We start from the raw sequence: 16,516 nt of genomic DNA, 5'->3' as shown, positions 1-16,516 counted from the left end.
AGATAGAAAAGAACAAAGAACAAAGAGAAAAGAAACTGTGAAACCAAAATTCATCATATCAGGCGGCGGCACCGGGGGGCATATCTACCCGGCAGTTGCCATTGCAAACGAGTTAAAAACCCGTTTCCCCGATGCTGAATTTTTATTTGTAGGCGCAGCCGATAGAATGGAGATGGAAAAAGTACCGCAAGCTGGATACAAAATTACCGGTTTATGGATTTCAGGGCTACAGCGTAGTTTGTCGCTACAGAATTTAGCGTTTCCCCTAAAACTAATTACAAGCTTGTGGAAGTCGTTAAAAATTATACAAAAGTTTAAACCCCATCTGGCAATTGGCACGGGCGGTTTTGCTAGTGGCCCTTTATTGCGAGTGGCTGCCTTTCGCGGTATTCCTTGTTTAATCCAAGAGCAGAACAGTCACGCTGGAATCACGAATAAATGGTTAAGCGGCAAGGTGCAGAAAATCTGTGTAGCTTATGAAGGCATGGCGAAATTTTTTCCAGCTGAAAAAATAAAACTCACCGGCAATCCGGTGCGCCAAGATTTATTGAATGTTTCATCAAAGCGAGCGGAGGCATTAGCTTTTTTCAATTTAGAAGAAGACAAAAAAACGGTGCTTGTTTTAGGAGGAAGTTTAGGAGCCCGAAAAATAAATGAGCTGATGGAAAAGTCGCTTCCATTTTTTAAAAAACAGCAATTAGAGGTTATTTGGCAATGTGGAAAGCATTACGAAACAACCTATAAAAATAAGGGAAGTGAAACGGTTCAAATTCATACATTTTTAAACAGAATGGATTTGGCCTATGCCGCGGCAGACTTTATTATTTCGAGAGCTGGTGCTCTTTCGGTTTCAGAACTGTGTTTGGTGGGGAAGCCCGTAATATTTATTCCATCGCCAAATGTGGCAGAAGATCATCAAACCAAAAATGCAATGGCAATTGCTACTAAAAATGCTGCATTGGTTATAAAGGAAAGTGAATTGGAATCTGAGTTTCAACAGGAATTTTCGGCTTTAATAGCTTCGGAAAAAAAACAAAAATTGCTGTCTGAAAACATTAAAAAACTAGCCAAACCCAATGCTACAAAGGATATAGTTGCAGAAATTGAAAAACTCCTTGCGCCGACATTGACAAAAATGTAGAATTTAAATATATAATGCTTAAAAACTAAAATTTTGAATAACCTAAACAATATACAAACTTTCTATTTCGTCGGAATTGGCGGCATTGGAATGAGTGCGCTTGCACGCTATTTCAACATGCAGGGGAAGGCTGTATTTGGTTATGACAAAACACCAACCGATTTAACCGATGCATTAATTGCCGAAGGGATAAAGGTGACTTTTAACGATGATATTTCAGAAATTGATAAAAAGGTTATTCAAAAAGAAGATGTGTTGGTGGTTTACACTCCCGCAATTCCGAAGGGTAACAAAGTTTTAAATTATTTCTTTGCCGAAGGATTTTCTATTGTAAAACGAGCACAGCTTTTGGGTGAAGTTTCAAAAAACACGCTGTGTTTAGCGGTTGCGGGTACGCATGGCAAAACCACCACCTCGGCTATTTTGGGCCATTTATTGGCCGAATGCAATATGCCTGTAACTGCATTTTTAGGTGGAATTGCAGAAAATTACAATTCGAATTTTATTTACAACGGTAGTGAAATTACAGTTGTGGAAGCCGATGAATTTGACCGTTCATTTCTGCAGTTACAGCCAGACATTGCCTGTATAACCTCAATGGATGCAGATCATTTAGATATTTATGGCGATGCTTCCGAAATAGAAAATGCGTTCCGGGCTTTTGCACATTTGGTCGAAAAAGAAGAACACGTTTTTATTAAACAGAATCTTCCATTGGACGGCATGACCGTTGCCATTGGAGAAAATGCAGATTACCAAGCGCAGGATGTTAAGATTAAAAACGGCGCATATAATTTCAATTTACAAACCCCGGATATTCGAATAGAGAATTTAGTTTTTCATCTTCCTGGGCACCACAATCTTACAAATGCCATCATGGCTTTGGGCATGGCGATTTTAGCAGGCTCCCCAACCGATCGTTTGCCCAAAGCGTTGGCATCATTTAAGGGTGTAAAACGTCGTTTTTCGTATAAAATTAAAACCGATGCATTGGTGTTGATAGACGATTATGCGCACCACCCAACAGAAATTGACGCGCTTTTTCAGGCGGTGAATGAAATGTATCCGAACGATGGCAAACAGATAGTTTTTCAGCCACACCTATTTAGCAGAACCCGCGATTTTGGAGAAGGATTTGCAAAAAGCCTTTCACAGTTTGATGAAGTGGTATTGTTAGATATTTATCCCGCAAGAGAAGAACCCATTGAGGGCATAACTTCAAAATGGCTCTTGGACCAAATAAATGTTATTCAAAAAAGGGTGGTTTTTAAATCGGCTTTGCCCGAAATTTTATTAAAGTCAGAATGTAAAATTAAATTATTGGTTGGTGCCGGAGACATTGGCGCAGAAGTTACTAACCTAACAAAAATTTTGAAGAATGAAACGTAGTTTAGATGTCATAAAATTTATCCTGCTGCTGGTAGTTTTGGCGTTTCTTTTCAGCTTCACCAAAAAGCGAAATGACGCTCGAAAAATCAGCAAATTGGAAATTCAATTTGTAGATGAAAACAGCCCGTTTATCACATTTAATACAGTTAATAAATTGTTGATACAAAATCATGAGAAGGTTACGAGCATAGGTAAAGAAACTTTAGTTTTGAAGGAGATGGAGGAAAGACTGCGGAAAAACCCTATGGTTCGTGATGCTCAGGTATATGTGTCGGTAAACGGTGCCTTGGGCGCGAAGATTGAGCAGCGTAGGCCTATAGGCAGAGTGTCTGCTTCGCCGGATTATTATCTGGATGCCGATGGCGAAATGATGCCATTATCAACAGTTTACTCCGCGAGAGTACCTATAATTTCGGGAACTTCAAAAAATAATTTTAATGAAGTTACCGCTTTGTTGCTAAAAATTGATGAAGATGAATTTATGAAACAAATGGTTGTAGGAATAAACAGAAGCGCCGACGGTTCGTTAGATTTCGAGCTTCGGAAAACGGAACTTAAATTGCTTTTTGGGCAACCGGAAAATATAACACAGAAGTTTCAAAACTTTAAAGCTTTTTATAAAAAAACAAAACAAGACAGTACGCTATTTGGGTACAAAATGGTAAATCTGAAATTTGATAATCAGGTAATTGCCACAAAAAAGTAAGGCCATGGAAAACGATAATATTGCTGTAGGATTGGATATTGGAACTACCAAAATAGTTGCCATGATCGGGAGAAAAAACGATTATGGCAAAATGGAGGTTTTGGGGATTGGAAAAGCAAAAAGCCTTGGGGTGCATCGTGGGGTTGTTAACAATATTACCCAAACCATACAGTCTATCCAGCAAGCGGTTCAGGATGCAGAAACTTCTTCAGGTATGAAAATAAAGGAAGTAGTCGTGGGCATTGCTGGGCAACATATTCGAAGTCTTCAACATAGCGACTACATTACCCGTGCTAATGGCGAAGATGTAATAAAAGAAGAAGATATTGACCGTCTTTGTAATCAGGTTCACAAACTTGTTATGCTTCCGGGCGAAGAAATATTACACGTTTTACCACAAGATTTTAAAGTGGACGGACAAGCCGAAATTAAAGAGCCAATTGGGATGTACGGGGCGCGTTTAGAAGCTAATTTTCACGTGGTAGTAGGGCAGGTCTCTTCTATTCGTAATGTGGGAAGATGTATAAAAAGCGCAGGTTTGGAACTTTCGGCAATTACGCTAGAGCCACTGGCTTCGGCAAAAGCTGTTTTAAGCCAAGAAGAAAAAGAGGCGGGCGTAGCGTTAATTGATATTGGGGGAGGAACTACAGATTTGGCAATTTTTAAAGACGGAATTATTCGCCACACCGCTGTAATTCCTTTTGGTGGAAATGTAATTACCGAAGACATAAAAGAAGGTTGTTCTATTATTGAAAAGCAAGCTGAACTTCTGAAAATTAAATTTGGTTCTGCATGGCCTGGAGAGAATAAAGACAACGAAATAGTCTCTATCCCTGGATTGCGCGGTAGAGAACCAAAGGAAATTAGTTTAAAAAACCTGTCGAAAATTATCCATGCCCGGGTTATCGAGATAATTGAGCAGGTTTATATGGAAGTAAAAAATTACGGCCACGAAGACCCCAAAAAGAAACTTATTGCCGGAATTGTACTAACAGGTGGCGGCGCGCAGCTTCAGCATATTAAGCAACTGGTAGAATACATTACCGGAATGGATACCAGAATTGGTTACCCCAATGAGCATTTGGCGGGCGATAGCGATGCAGAAACTACCAGTCCAATGTATGCAACTGCGGTTGGTTTGGTGTTAAATAGCTTGGAAAGTAAAGAGAAATCTTTAATGAAACATTTTCCGCACGATGCAGAGGAGCAAGAAGAAAACACAAAGATGGAAGCAGCTGAAGCGGAAGACGAGGATGATGAAGATACAACCAATACCAAAGAACAGAAAACATCAAAACGATTTTTTGATAAATGGGCAGAACGGTTTAAAGAATTTTTAGACAACGCCGAATAACGGAGATGTGTGATGCATCGCGTATAAACCGATTAAATATCGGGAGTAGAATATAAAAATTGCGATAAAAAATAAAACTATGAGCAGCAAAACAGAATTTGATAACATTTCATTCGACCTGCCAAAAAACCAATCAAATGTGATTAAGGTTATTGGCGTTGGAGGTGGAGGTAGTAATGCCATTAACCATATGTTCAGCCAGGGCATAAAAGGAGTTGACTTTGTAATATGCAATACAGATTCACAGGCTTTAGAAAATAGCCCGGTGCCAATTAAAATCCAGTTGGGAGTTTCTCTTACCGAAGGTTTAGGTGCTGGTGCAAATCCACAGGTAGGCGAGCAATCTGCTGTTGAGAGCATGGAAGAAATTAGAAGCATGCTCACCACCAATACCAAAATGATCTTTATTACTGCCGGTATGGGCGGTGGTACAGGTACCGGTGCGGCGCCAATTATTGCAAAAATGGCGAAAGATATGGACATTCTCACCGTGGGTATTGTTACCATTCCCTTTCAATTTGAAGGAAAAACCAGAAACGATCAAGCCCAGATTGGAGTTGAAAAACTACGACAGAATGTAGATTCATTGGTGGTTATCAATAATAATAAATTACGTGAAGTATATGGAAACTTAGGATTTAAGGCAGGTTTCTCAAAAGCCGATGAAGTCTTGGCCACCGCTGCTCGTGGTATTGCCGAAGTAATTACACATCACTACACGCAAAACATTGACCTTCGCGATGCAAAAACAGTACTGGCTAACAGTGGTACAGCAATTATGGGGAGCGCGACGGCCTCAGGAGCCAATAGGGCTAAAGAAGCTATTGGCAAAGCCTTAGATTCACCGCTATTAAACGATAATAAAATAAAGGGTGCCAAAAACGTATTGCTGCTTATCGTTTCTGGAACAGATGAAATTACTATTGATGAAATAGGCGAAATAAGCGATCATATCCAGAATGAAGCGGGTCATAGCGCAAACATAATTATGGGGGTGGGCGACGAAGAAAATCTGGAAGGTTCCATTTCAATTACTGTAATTGCTACAGGTTTCAACATCGAACAACAGAACGAAATAGTAAATACAGAAACAAAAAAGATAATTCATACCCTTGAAGATGAACAAAAAGCGGTACAGGACCTTACGCCAAAACCAACGGCTAGTCCCGTCAGATTGCCAGAAAAGCCGTTAAATACAGAAACTAAAACCGAAGCGCCCGAAGCAACGGTTGTAAAGCACACGCTATTTGACGAAGCCGAGCTAGAAGTAAAACCACCGTTTGAAGGATATATTAAAACTTCCGAATTATTAAAAAACCTAAAAGTTTCGTACGAAGAAGTTAAAGCAAACAATATTGAAGAATTTAATCAAGTAGAAGTAAATAAAATAAACGTAAACGAATTTGTAATTGTTGAAGCACCAAAAAAGCAACAGGAAAACACGTTTAAAGCTACTCAAGAAACAGCTCAAGACAACGATGATCAAATATTAATGTTTGATTTGCCCATAAATGCCAACGCTCAAAAATCTAACAAAAAGGAGCAGAAGGAGGAAGAAACAGTTTTCTTTAATTTAAGTGAAATTGAAGTAAAAGACCACGTAGAGGTTGTACCTGTTACAGAAGTTTCTGGCAACGGAATAAAGCGCTACAGCCTCGACGATTATCAAGAGGTTGAAAACCATTTAAATAGCGCAAAACCAAAAAAAGAAGCTGCGCAAGAAACAGAAGACGAGGAAATAGTTTTTGAGAAAAGAACTATTTCTGAGCCTAATATTGAAGAAGCTCCCGATAGTGGTGAAGAAGATCCAATGAATTCGCCTATTTCAAAAATATTAAGCGATAGAGCCGAAGAGCGGAAGCGAAAAATGAAGGAATTTAATTATAAGTTTAAAAACAGCCCTTCCAGGATTGATGAAATAGAAAAACAACCCGCTTACAAAAGAATGGGGATAGATTTGAACGAAACTAAAAACGAATCAAACATTTCTAGAACATCAGTTAATACAGATGCTGACGACATTGAACTGCGCCGAAACAATTCATTTTTGCACGATAACGTCGATTAATAAATTTTTTACACTTGAAGCAACCCCGGATTAATTTTTTTGAATTCGGGGTTTTATTTTACAAATTTTCTAAAGAAAAACTAGGGGAGTAGTGTTTTGGTTTTAGCTATATTTAAGTATCTTCGTACGCAATAAAAAAGTATAAAAATGAGCTTACAAGAGAAGATAATGGAGGCGATGAAAACCGCAATGAAAACGAAAGATACACAATCTTTGGAAGCATTGCGTTCAGTGAAATCTGCATTGCTTTTGGCACAAACCGAAACAGGCTCGAAGACAGAGATAAGCGAAGCAGAAGAAATAAAACTACTTCAAAAACAGGTAAAACAGCGAAAGGATAGTGCTGCAATTTTTAAAAAACAGGGGCGAGAAGATTTGGCAGAACCGGAATTAATTCAAGCTCAAGTAATAGCACAGTTTTTACCGCAACAATTAAGTGAAGAAGAAGTTAATAAAGTAGTAGCCCAAATAATAGCTGAAACTGGCGCAACTTCAATGGCAGATATGGGGAAGGTTATGGGATTGGCTAGTGCAAAATTGGGAGGAAAAGCCGATGGTAAAACCATATCGACAGCTGTAAAGTCTCGGCTTTCCTAATAAAAAAACTTTCTGCTCACGCAGAATTATGGCCGCGTGACGCAACTGAATACCCGTCCGAACGTGACAAACGTCAGTTAGGCTCGGGCGGGGCGCATCAGATTTCGGCTCTGAGAGTTGTGGTTTATCAGAAAAGATGTGAAGTAATGTTTTACATTTACGTTCTCTATAGTGTTAAGTTTGATAGAATGTATGTTGGCATGACAATTAATTGTGAGCATCGATTAAGGCAGCATAATTCTGGAAAAACACAATCAACAAAGGCATTTATGCCATGGATAATTATTCATAAGGAAGAATATTTAACAAGAGAAGAGGCTAGAGATAGAGAAAGATATTTAAAGAGTGCGGCAGGGAGAAGATGGAGAAGAAAGCACTTAAATTTGGCCGCGTGGCGCAACTGAATACCCGTCCGAACGTGACAAACGTCAGTTAGGCTCGGGCGGGGCGCATCAGATTTCGGCTCTGAGAGTTGTGGTTTATCAGAAAAGATGTGAAGTAATGTTTTACATTTACGTTCTCTATAGTGTTAAGTTTGATAGAATGTATGTTGGCATGACAATTAATTGTGAGCATCGATTAAGGCAGCATAATTCTGGAAAAACACAATCAACAAAGGCATTTATGCCATGGATAATTATTCATAAGGAAGAATATTTAACAAGAGAAGAGGCTAGAGATAGAGAAAGATATTTAAAGAGTGCGGCAGGGAGAAGATGGAGAAGAAAGCACTTAAATTTGGCCGCGTGGCGCAACTGAATAGCGCATCAGATTTCGGCTCTGAGGGTTGGGGGTTTGAATCCCTCCGCGGTCACGAATAAATGAAAAGGCAGAAAAAAGTTTTGAGCTTGCTCAAAAAACTTTTTTCTGCCTTTTCATTTTCAAAGCGGAGCTTTGAGGGATCACCGCAGGTACTCCCATTCGTGGATTGTTTGGTGATTGGGCTCGTCCGGGAATCCTGTTTTATTCAACTTCTAAAATAGGACTCATAGCAGCGCTATAAAAATGTTGGATTGACTACAAAAACAAAATGAAAATTACGTTTAACTATTCTCCAAACTGCTTTAAATGATGATCTAAATGCTTGTATTGCATTTGGCCCCATTGCTGTTTTGTAAAATAACCAAAACCAGGATGTGCGTTCCATTCTTCTTGTGTGCGCTTGCTTTCAAATTCGTCTAAAAGTGCAATGAGTTTTGTTTTCTCGTTCGTAAAATTTCTAGGTTCAGTTTCTTTTAAGAATCTGGCGGTAGGTAAACTTTTCTTAAATGGTGAGTCGTTATATAGCATCTTTTTAAAGAATAAGGTGGCTAAAAAATTGGAACGAATACCATAATCTTTCTTTTCTAACATAATATTCAATGGTCCTTGACAGTGGTGAAGCATCTGCCCTACGGACATTTTACCCCAATGTTTTTCAGAATTTTCAGTAAGAGCGTTTAGTCTTTTTCTAATTTCTAATAAAGTTTCAGTATCAAAAAGCGATTTCATTTTTTGGCCATTAACGAATTGGAAACTATAAATTTATTGAATAATCGCCATTTATTAATGCCTAAAAAGATTATTTTCAAAACTTTATGCCAATTCCCCATTCCTTATTATCTTTAAGGAAACGCAAAAAACCATGGAAGAAAATCACTCCTTTTCCATAAAAAATTGGAACGAAGACGATCGGCCCCGCGAAAAAATGCTACTTAAAGGGCATATAGCCTTAAGCAACGCAGAACTTATTGCTATTTTAATTGGTTCGGGCAATCGCGAGGAAAGCGCCGTTTCGTTAAGTCAGCGAATTTTATCATCAGTCAGTAATAATTTAAGCGAACTCGGGAGGCGTTCAATCTCTGAATTAATGCAATTTAAAGGGATAGGCCAAGCAAAGGCCATATGTATTGTAGCGGCTATGGAGCTTGGCCGACGCAGAAGAGCGGGAGAGGCATTGGAACGAAAAAAAATTACCTCCAGCAATTCAGTTTTCGAATATGTACAACCCATAATCGGAGAGCTGCCTCACGAGGAATTTTGGATACTGTATTTAAACAATTCAAATAAAATCATTAAAAGTGCACAACTAAGCAAAGGCGGTATTACGGGCACAATTGTAGATGTGCGTTTGGCGTTTAAAGAAGCTTTACAGCTTGGAGCTGTGGGCATTATCTTGGCCCACAACCATCCTTCGGGAACTTTAAAACCCAGCCAGGCCGATATTCAGCTTACTAGAAAATTAAAAACGGCGGGAGACAGTTTAGACATTAAAGTGTTAGACCACCTTATAATTACCGAAAAAGCGTACTTTAGCTTTGCCGATGAAAATATGCTGTAATCTGCTATGCTATTAATCTACACCCAAAAACTTACGCCCCGAATTTCTTATATTTTTAAGCACATCTGTCTGCGTATTTTGGGTATCGATGTAATTTTTACCTCGGTAATCGATGAATTTATAGCACATACAGGTCCAAAAATATCATACGGTAAAAAGCCGCTCGGGAACGAAATGTTCTTTCAAAGCGATGGTCTTTTGGAACAGCAAGGACTGGAAGCTATCGAGGTTACGGTAAAAAAATGGAACAATACATACGGTTTTTTTTCAGTATCTAACATTAGCACCCTGCCTTTTGATATTTTTGCAGCCAGCTTTTTTATGCTAACCCGCTATGAAGAGTATTTACCCCACGTTAAAGATGAAAAGGGACGCTTTATGGCTTCCGAAAGTCTGGCGTATAAAGAAGGGTTTTTACAGCAGCCCATTGTAGATATCTGGGCTTACATTTTTAAAGAGAAACTTTTATCTGCTTTTCCAGAAATTAATTTTCCTGCAAAAAAGATAGCAATCCATCCTGTAATTAAAGCAGCCCAACCTTATGCTTATAAGCAAAAGGGGTTTTTTCGGTCCTTGGTGGGTTATTTCCACAGTCTGGCTCGGGGAAAATTTAGAGAAATAATTAGCCGAACCCAGGTATTAATAGGATATAAACGCGATCCGATAGACACTTTTAAGTGGATGATAAATATTGCAAATCGCAGTAATTTTAAACTAACCGTTTTTTTCCTATTGGGCAATGCTTTGTCATTTAATGAAAGTATGAACACGCACAGGCAAAAGTTTAAATTACTCATTAAATATGTGTCTGATTATAAGGATGTGGGCCTTATTTTTTCGTACAATGCCCTAAAAAATTACAATGTTTTAAAAACTGAAAAACGCAGAATGGAAGAAATAACAAACCGTGCGTTGGACAGTTCTATGAATTCTGAATTTTTAGTGAATTTACCCGATATTTACCGGCATTTGGTAGAGTTGGAGGTGTATCGAGATTTTACGATGGTTTTTCGCGATACCATAGGCTTTAGGGCCGGAACTTGCACTCCTTTTCTTTTTTACGATTTAGATTTTGAAATTAAAACCCCATTGGTAGTGCATCCGGCGGCTATGACAACTTTTGCATTTCAAAAGAAGTACGCTTCGGATATTGACAAAATTGTTGGGCAAACTATTGCCGAAGTTGAAAAGGTAAACGGTACTTTTACCATGATTTTTTCAAATAAGGATTTTTCTTCTGAAGCAAACAACAAAGTTTGGCGCGCTATCTTTTCAGAAAAACTACAGAAATATGCAGTATAGCGGTATTACAGACGTTTTTTTTGACCTTGACCACACACTTTGGGATTTTGACCGAAATTCTGGTTTGGCGTTTCAAAGAGTATTTCAAAAGCATAAAATTGAATTGCCTTTGGCTGATTTTCTGAAGGTTTACGAACCGATAAATCTTCAATACTGGAAAAAATATCGCGAAGATAGAGTTTCAAAAGAAGAATTGCGACGTGGACGCTTAACCGAAACCTTCGCAACTTTTAAACTAAAATTTCCTTTGGAAACTATAGACTCTTTGGCGCATTGCTATATAGAGGAACTTCCTGTGGACAACCATCTTTTTATGGGTGCAATAGAAATTCTGGAGTATCTTTCGCCTAAATATAAACTGCATATTATAACAAATGGATTTGAAGAAGTGCAGCATTTAAAGCTTAAAAATAGTGGCATAAAACAATATTTTAACACAGTTACAACTTCCGAGGAAACAGGTTTAAAAAAGCCGCACCCGGTTATTTTTGAAACTGCCCTAACCAAGGCTGCGGTTAATTCGAAAAGCAGTATAATGATTGGCGATAGTTTTGAAGCAGATATTTTGGGAGCCAAAAACGCCGGTATGCACACCCTATTTTTTAATTACAGAAAGGAAAATGTTTCAATTGCAAGTTTTGCAATCAACGAACTTTCTGAAATAAAAAACCATCTGTAATAATATTCTTTACCAATAGTCGTTTATAATTAGCACTTTATCCCCAATTATGAACAGATTATCCCATAACGTTATAATTTTACTACTCGCATGCGCGTTGTTTACGGCTTGTGTAAAAGATACCGATTTTGATCAGGCGGAAGATATTGCTCTAACTCCCGTAATGGAATTGGACTTAATATACTTTAATATTGAAGCCAATCGTTTTTATGACTCATTAACTTCAAACCCGGTTTTTACAGTTAGAGATACCACCGAAATTCGGTTTCTGGATGACAGCAATCTTCAAGAAAATTTAAAAAAAGCCGACTTCTATTTTAAGTTTACCAATAGTATTCCACGAAATTTTGAAGTAGATTTTCAATTTTTAAGTGAAGCCAACGATACGGCGTACGTCGCCGGTACCCCTGTGCTTGAGGGGGCTGTTTCGGCGCCGGTAATTACCGAATACACCCAAATTGTTGAAGGAGAAGATGTACTGCGACTAACACAAGCTAATAAAGTCGTGGTAAGTGTTACGATAGATTCATCTAACGAAAATCTGGAAGGCAGCTTAAATTTGAAATCCAAGACAACCTACTATCTGGAAAACTAAACCATGCGCTATTTCTTTACCCTATTTTTATGTTTCGTGGGCTATTTTGCTATTTCACAAAATAAGCAAATACTTTACGGTTTTGACGATATTCCTCAATCGTTGTTGCTAAATCCCGGTAGCAAAGTAATTCAGAAAAAACATTTTGGAATTCCCTTTTTATCGCAAATTCATTTTAATGGCGGGGCTTCTGGCGTTACTGCTTACGATATTTTTAAGGAGGGGAACGACGATATTAACGTCCGCATTCGTGAAAAGATTTTTGAAATGAAAAATTCAGATTTTTTTACCGCCACGGTACAATTGGAACTTATAAATATTGGATGGCGTGCAAAAAACAATATTTACTTTTCTGGGGGTATTTATGAAGAGCTGGATTTTATAACATATTTCCCCAAAGACTTAGCAATATTAGCGTGGGAAGGCAATCGCGACTATCTGGATTATCCTTTTAATCTAGGTGAAATTAGCACGACAGGCGATTTAACAACTGTGTTTCATTTTGGAGCCAATAAACAAATAAGCGATAGGCTAACGGTGGGCGCACGACTTAAAATATATTCCAGCATGTTTAGCTTTCGGAGCGTAAATAATTCAGGAACTTTTACCACGAGATTGGGCGGTGCTGATTCAGAAAATATTTACGAGCACATAGTTCAAAATGCCGATGTAACCGTTGAAACATCTGGCTATGCGCCGTTGCGCGATTTAGATAATTCGTCGCAGGTTACCAGTGAAATTTTAGGTAGAAGTTTATTGGGAGGAAATCTGGGCGTAGGGGTAGATTTGGGCTTCTCGTACGAAATAGGCGAAGCTTGGACAATTTCGGCCAGTGCATTGGATGTAGGCGCTATTTTCCATACAAAGGATGTAGAAACCTATCGTGCCCATGGAACCTATACTTTGGACGGTATAAACCTTATTTTTCCACCGTTAAGCGAAGGTGAGTCCACTTTTCCGTATTATGACAATCTTGAAGATGAAGTAAAACGAGAAATTGATGTTGATACACTCAATAATGCATACACCCAATTTAGACCCTTAAAGCTAAACGCAGCAATAAATTTCGGTTTTGGCCGGTTTAATAGCTCTGGTGCCTGCGATTGTTTAAATATGGGAGGAGGGCAACTTCATAAACAAAACGTGGGATTGCAGCTGTATTCTATTTTTAGACCGCAGGGCCCACAGCTGGCAGGAACCCTTTTTTATCATAGAAGGTTTACCAATTTTCTTTCTGCAAAGGCAACCTATACGGTAGATTCGTATTCGTATACAAATGTAGGGCTGGGCGTTTCGGCAGATATAGGTATCGTTAATTTATATCTTGCGGCAGATAATCTTATGAGCTACGGTAATTTGGCCAAAGCAAAAAGTGTATCTTTACAACTAGGATTTAATATAATAATCGACGAAGAATGAGACCATATTTACTTTTAGCCATCGCTTTACTTATCTCTACAAATATTTTTTCGCAGCGTACAAATTTGAGCGATTACAGCTATGTTGTTGTGCCACAACAATATGATTTTTTAAAGGGTAATGATGAGTATAAGTTAAATACAATGACCAAATTCTACTTTGAAAAATACGGGTTTAATGCCTATATGGCAAATGCAGCCCCCAATGCCAATCGTTGCGACGGACTTTATGCAAATGTGGAAGAGCTAAAAACGCTGTTTGGAACAAAACTTCAGATTGTTTTGAAAGATTGCGATGCGAATGAAATCTACAGAAGCCAAGTGGGAAAAAGTAAATATAAAGAATACGATAAAACCTATCAGGACGCGCTTCGGAAAGCATTTAATAGCATTGAAGCGTTGCGTGTAGAACAAAAGAATATAGCCTTGCAAAATCCTTCTAAAACTACTACTCGTTACACCGTTACTACAAAAGTAGATACGCCTGTAAAAATTGATCCGTCTGCTATTTCTGAAGATAACTTACCTTCCGCTAAATTTTCTAATTATTCAAATTCGGGTAAAACGTTTTTACTGAGAAAAACAACCGAAGGGTATTCCTTATACGAAGAATCGCCCGCTGCAGAAGACGGACTTCTTTTAAAGGGAAAAATAATACTGATGGAGAAAGTTGTTAAATACATGGATACCGCCGGCAAAGTATCGGACGCGTCTTTTGATGCAGCCGGAAACCTAACGATAAACGATGGTTCTACAGCAACTGTGTACTTTTTTCAAAATTAAAAATCGTATTTGTCCTTCCAAAGATTTTTTAAATAAGCCTTAAGGCTATTTTCCTTCGGATTGTTGCCAGGTTTGTAAAAAGTACTGCCTTTAATTTCTTCAGGTAAAAATTCGTGCGGTACAAAGTTGCCTTCGTAATTATGTGCATACTCGTATTCTTTGCCGTACCCCAATTGCTTCATAAGCTTTGTGGGCGCATTCCGAACTGATAGGGGAACGGACAGATCGCCGGTTTGTCTTACTAGTTGTTGTGCTTCGCCTATGGCTTTGTAGGCAGCATTGCTTTTAGGCGAAGTGGCTAAATAAATTGTGCATTGGCTTAAAATTATTCGCGCCTCTGGGTATCCAATTGTTGTTACTGCCTGAAACGTACTATTTGCAAGTAAAAGAGCGTTCGGATTTGCAAGGCCTATATCTTCGGAAGCCAAAATAACCAATCTTCGAGCAATAAACTTTATGTCTTCGCCTCCTTCTATCATTCGAGCTAACCAATAAACAGCGGCATTGGGGTCACTACCTCTAATGGATTTTATAAATGCCGAAATAATATCGTAATGTTGTTCGCCAGTTTTGTCATAAAGCACTGTATTCTTTTGTGCTTTTTGCATTACCAGTTCGTTGGTGATATTTATTTTTTCAGATTTTTCAGAAAGTACTACCAATTCTAAAATATTCAATAGTTTTCGGGCATCGCCTCCCGAAAGTCTTATGAGAGCTTCGGTTTCATTTAAAGTTACATTCTTTTCCGATAGAATTTCGTCTTTCTGTAATGCCCGTTTTAGTAAAGATTCCATGTCTTCCCGACTGAACGATTCGAGAACATAAACCTGACAGCGCGATAACAGTGCAGGAATTACTTCAAAACTTGGATTTTCTGTAGTAGCGCCAATTAACGTTATCCAACCTTTTTCTACAGCTCCCAACAGCGAATCTTGTTGCGATTTGCTGAAGCGATGAATTTCGTCAATAAAAAGAATAGGATTTTTAGTTGAAAATAAGGTATCGCTTTTTTTCGCTTTTTCAATTACTTCACGTACTGCTGCAACGCCGCTATCTACAGCACTTAAAGTATAAAATGGTCTGCCGCTTTCATTGGCAATTATATTTGCAAGCGTGGTTTTTCCTGTACCCGGTGGCCCCCATAAAATTATGGAAGGTATCATTCCTGTGTTTAATTGCGAGGTAAGTGAACCTTTTGGACCCACCAAATGTTGCTGGCTCAAATAACCTTCTAAAGTGGTAGGACGGATGCGTTCGGCGAGGGGTGTATTCATGGTTTTCAAAATTACAACATTAATAAATCGGTTTCACTGACAATTTATCATAAATTTGATTTAGGGATTGTTTTTTGTAATCACTTTGCTATGAATAATGCAACTCAATTAAAATATAACTCAGATGTGGTATTATACCCATTACTTTTTGTAATGGTGCTTTGGGTTGTATATTGGATTGAAACGCGGTTTAATATCAATTTAAATTATTTTGGGGTTTATCCACGATCTGTTGAAGGCTTACGCGGTATTATTTTTAGTCCTTTTATCCACGGTAGTTTAAAACATCTTTTTAATAACTCCGTGCCTCTTTTTGTGCTTACTGCTGCACTCTTCTATTTTTATAGAGACATCCGTTGGAGGGTATTGTTTTTTGGTTTGTTATTTACAGGTTTAGCTACTTGGGTAATAGGTCGCTCGTCGTTGCATATTGGGGCAAGCGGGGTAGTGTATATGTTGGTTGCTTTTTTATTTTTTAAAGGAATTTTTTCTAAACAATTTCAGTTAACTGCGCTGGCTTTAGTTGTAGTTTTTCTCTACGGAGGTATGTTCTGGTATGTGTTTCCTGTAAATCCCGAAATATCATGGGAAGGTCATTTATCGGGTTTCTTTGTGGGTTTTTTCTTCTCCTTTTTATTTAAGACAAAGCCAATTGAACGCAAAAAATACGAATGGGAAAGGGAAGGTTATAATCCGGATAACGATCCGTTTTTAAAGCAGTTTGACGAGGATGGAAACTTTATTGAATTACCAAAAGAACCGGTTGAACCAACTGTATCTGTAGATGCTCTGCCACAGCCTACTATAAAACAAATGGCAGCCCAAAATAGACCAACGGTGAAAATAGTTTACACCTATAAAAATAAAGAAGAAGACGAAACTGATTAGGG

Annotated in this window: 17 protein-coding genes and 1 tRNA gene; 16 read left to right on the top strand and 2 right to left on the bottom strand. The window is 38.3% G+C overall.

Annotated elements, in window-relative coordinates; translation table 11 throughout:
- The first annotated feature begins 37 nt into the window (after positions 1-37).
- The 9 genes from murG to QCQ61_RS01270 all read left to right on the top strand — a co-directional run bounded on the left by murG (position 38) and on the right by QCQ61_RS01270 (position 8,069).
- Complete coding sequence (murG, locus tag QCQ61_RS01310) at positions 38-1,141, top strand: undecaprenyldiphospho-muramoylpentapeptide beta-N-acetylglucosaminyltransferase (RefSeq protein ID WP_279448916.1); 1,104 nt, start codon at positions 38-40, stop codon at positions 1,139-1,141.
- 33 nt (positions 1,142-1,174) lie between these two features.
- On the top strand, positions 1,175-2,530 hold the full coding sequence (murC, locus tag QCQ61_RS01305) for a UDP-N-acetylmuramate--L-alanine ligase (protein ID WP_279448915.1): 1,356 nt from the start codon (positions 1,175-1,177) through the stop codon (positions 2,528-2,530).
- Complete coding sequence (locus tag QCQ61_RS01300; RefSeq protein ID WP_279448914.1) at positions 2,520-3,236, top strand: cell division protein FtsQ/DivIB; 717 nt, start codon at positions 2,520-2,522, stop codon at positions 3,234-3,236. Before murC ends, QCQ61_RS01300 begins: the two co-directional genes overlap by 11 nt.
- A gap of 4 nt (positions 3,237-3,240) precedes the next feature.
- Entirely contained in the window at positions 3,241-4,590 is a 1,350-nt protein-coding gene (gene ftsA / locus QCQ61_RS01295) for a cell division protein FtsA (RefSeq protein ID WP_279448913.1), read from the top strand.
- 79 nt (positions 4,591-4,669) lie between these two features.
- On the top strand, positions 4,670-6,658 hold the full coding sequence (gene ftsZ, locus QCQ61_RS01290; RefSeq protein ID WP_279448912.1) for a cell division protein FtsZ: 1,989 nt from the start codon (positions 4,670-4,672) through the stop codon (positions 6,656-6,658).
- A 147-nt stretch (positions 6,659-6,805) separates the two neighbouring features.
- The gene (locus tag QCQ61_RS01285) at positions 6,806-7,255 is read left to right on the top strand and encodes a GatB/YqeY domain-containing protein (protein WP_279448911.1); all 450 of its coding nucleotides are present in this window, start codon (positions 6,806-6,808) and stop codon (positions 7,253-7,255) included.
- A 146-nt stretch (positions 7,256-7,401) separates the two neighbouring features.
- Complete coding sequence (locus QCQ61_RS01280; protein WP_279448910.1) at positions 7,402-7,659, top strand: GIY-YIG nuclease family protein; 258 nt, start codon at positions 7,402-7,404, stop codon at positions 7,657-7,659.
- Between the two features lie 97 nt (positions 7,660-7,756).
- On the top strand, positions 7,757-8,014 hold the full coding sequence (locus tag QCQ61_RS01275) for a GIY-YIG nuclease family protein (RefSeq protein WP_279448910.1): 258 nt from the start codon (positions 7,757-7,759) through the stop codon (positions 8,012-8,014).
- Positions 7,996-8,069: transfer RNA gene (locus tag QCQ61_RS01270), tRNA-Arg, on the top strand. Before QCQ61_RS01275 ends, QCQ61_RS01270 begins: the two co-directional genes overlap by 19 nt.
- A 233-nt stretch (positions 8,070-8,302) precedes the next feature.
- Here QCQ61_RS01270 and QCQ61_RS01265 read toward each other — a convergent pair.
- Positions 8,303-8,746: a DUF1569 domain-containing protein gene (locus tag QCQ61_RS01265; protein WP_279448909.1), complete on the bottom strand. Its 444-nt coding sequence runs from the start codon at positions 8,744-8,746 to the stop codon at positions 8,303-8,305.
- 133 nt (positions 8,747-8,879) lie between these two features.
- Between QCQ61_RS01265 and radC the strand changes: the two genes are divergently transcribed.
- The 6 genes from radC to QCQ61_RS01235 are packed head-to-tail and all read left to right on the top strand — an operon-like array spanning position 8,880 to position 14,352.
- Positions 8,880-9,575: a RadC family protein gene (radC, locus tag QCQ61_RS01260; protein ID WP_279448908.1), complete on the top strand. Its 696-nt coding sequence runs from the start codon at positions 8,880-8,882 to the stop codon at positions 9,573-9,575.
- 6 nt (positions 9,576-9,581) lie between these two features.
- Positions 9,582-10,877 carry a DUF7033 domain-containing protein gene (locus QCQ61_RS01255; protein ID WP_279448907.1) on the top strand — a complete coding sequence of 432 codons (1,296 nt, stop codon included), beginning with the start codon at positions 9,582-9,584 and terminating at the stop codon, positions 10,875-10,877.
- Positions 10,867-11,556: a YjjG family noncanonical pyrimidine nucleotidase gene (locus QCQ61_RS01250; RefSeq protein ID WP_279448906.1), complete on the top strand. Its 690-nt coding sequence runs from the start codon at positions 10,867-10,869 to the stop codon at positions 11,554-11,556. The genes QCQ61_RS01255 and QCQ61_RS01250 overlap by 11 nt, the downstream gene beginning before the upstream one ends.
- Before the next feature lie 49 nt (positions 11,557-11,605).
- Positions 11,606-12,151, top strand: a complete 546-nt coding sequence (locus QCQ61_RS01245; RefSeq protein WP_279448905.1) for a hypothetical protein — start codon at positions 11,606-11,608, stop codon at positions 12,149-12,151.
- 3 nt (positions 12,152-12,154) lie between these two features.
- Positions 12,155-13,570: a DUF5723 family protein gene (locus tag QCQ61_RS01240; protein ID WP_279448904.1), complete on the top strand. Its 1,416-nt coding sequence runs from the start codon at positions 12,155-12,157 to the stop codon at positions 13,568-13,570.
- Entirely contained in the window at positions 13,567-14,352 is a 786-nt protein-coding gene (locus QCQ61_RS01235; protein WP_279448903.1) for a hypothetical protein, read from the top strand. The genes QCQ61_RS01240 and QCQ61_RS01235 overlap by 4 nt, the downstream gene beginning before the upstream one ends.
- Here QCQ61_RS01235 and QCQ61_RS01230 read toward each other — a convergent pair.
- On the bottom strand, positions 14,349-15,626 hold the full coding sequence (locus QCQ61_RS01230; RefSeq protein ID WP_279448902.1) for a replication-associated recombination protein A: 1,278 nt from the start codon (positions 15,624-15,626) through the stop codon (positions 14,349-14,351). The two genes, QCQ61_RS01235 and QCQ61_RS01230, sit on opposite strands and share 4 nt — an antisense overlap.
- Positions 15,627-15,716: 90 nt before the next feature.
- On the opposite strand from QCQ61_RS01230, the gene QCQ61_RS01225 reads away from it, so the two are divergent.
- Positions 15,717-16,514, top strand: a complete 798-nt coding sequence (locus QCQ61_RS01225; RefSeq protein WP_279448901.1) for a rhomboid family intramembrane serine protease — start codon at positions 15,717-15,719, stop codon at positions 16,512-16,514.
- Positions 16,515-16,516: the final 2 nt, after the last annotated feature.

The organism is Aequorivita marisscotiae (genome assembly GCF_029814825.1).
GTDB lineage: Bacteria > Bacteroidota > Bacteroidia > Flavobacteriales > Flavobacteriaceae > Aequorivita > Aequorivita marisscotiae.
Note: the sequence above shows the minus strand (reverse complement) of the source record. Positions and strands in the feature narration are given on the sequence as shown.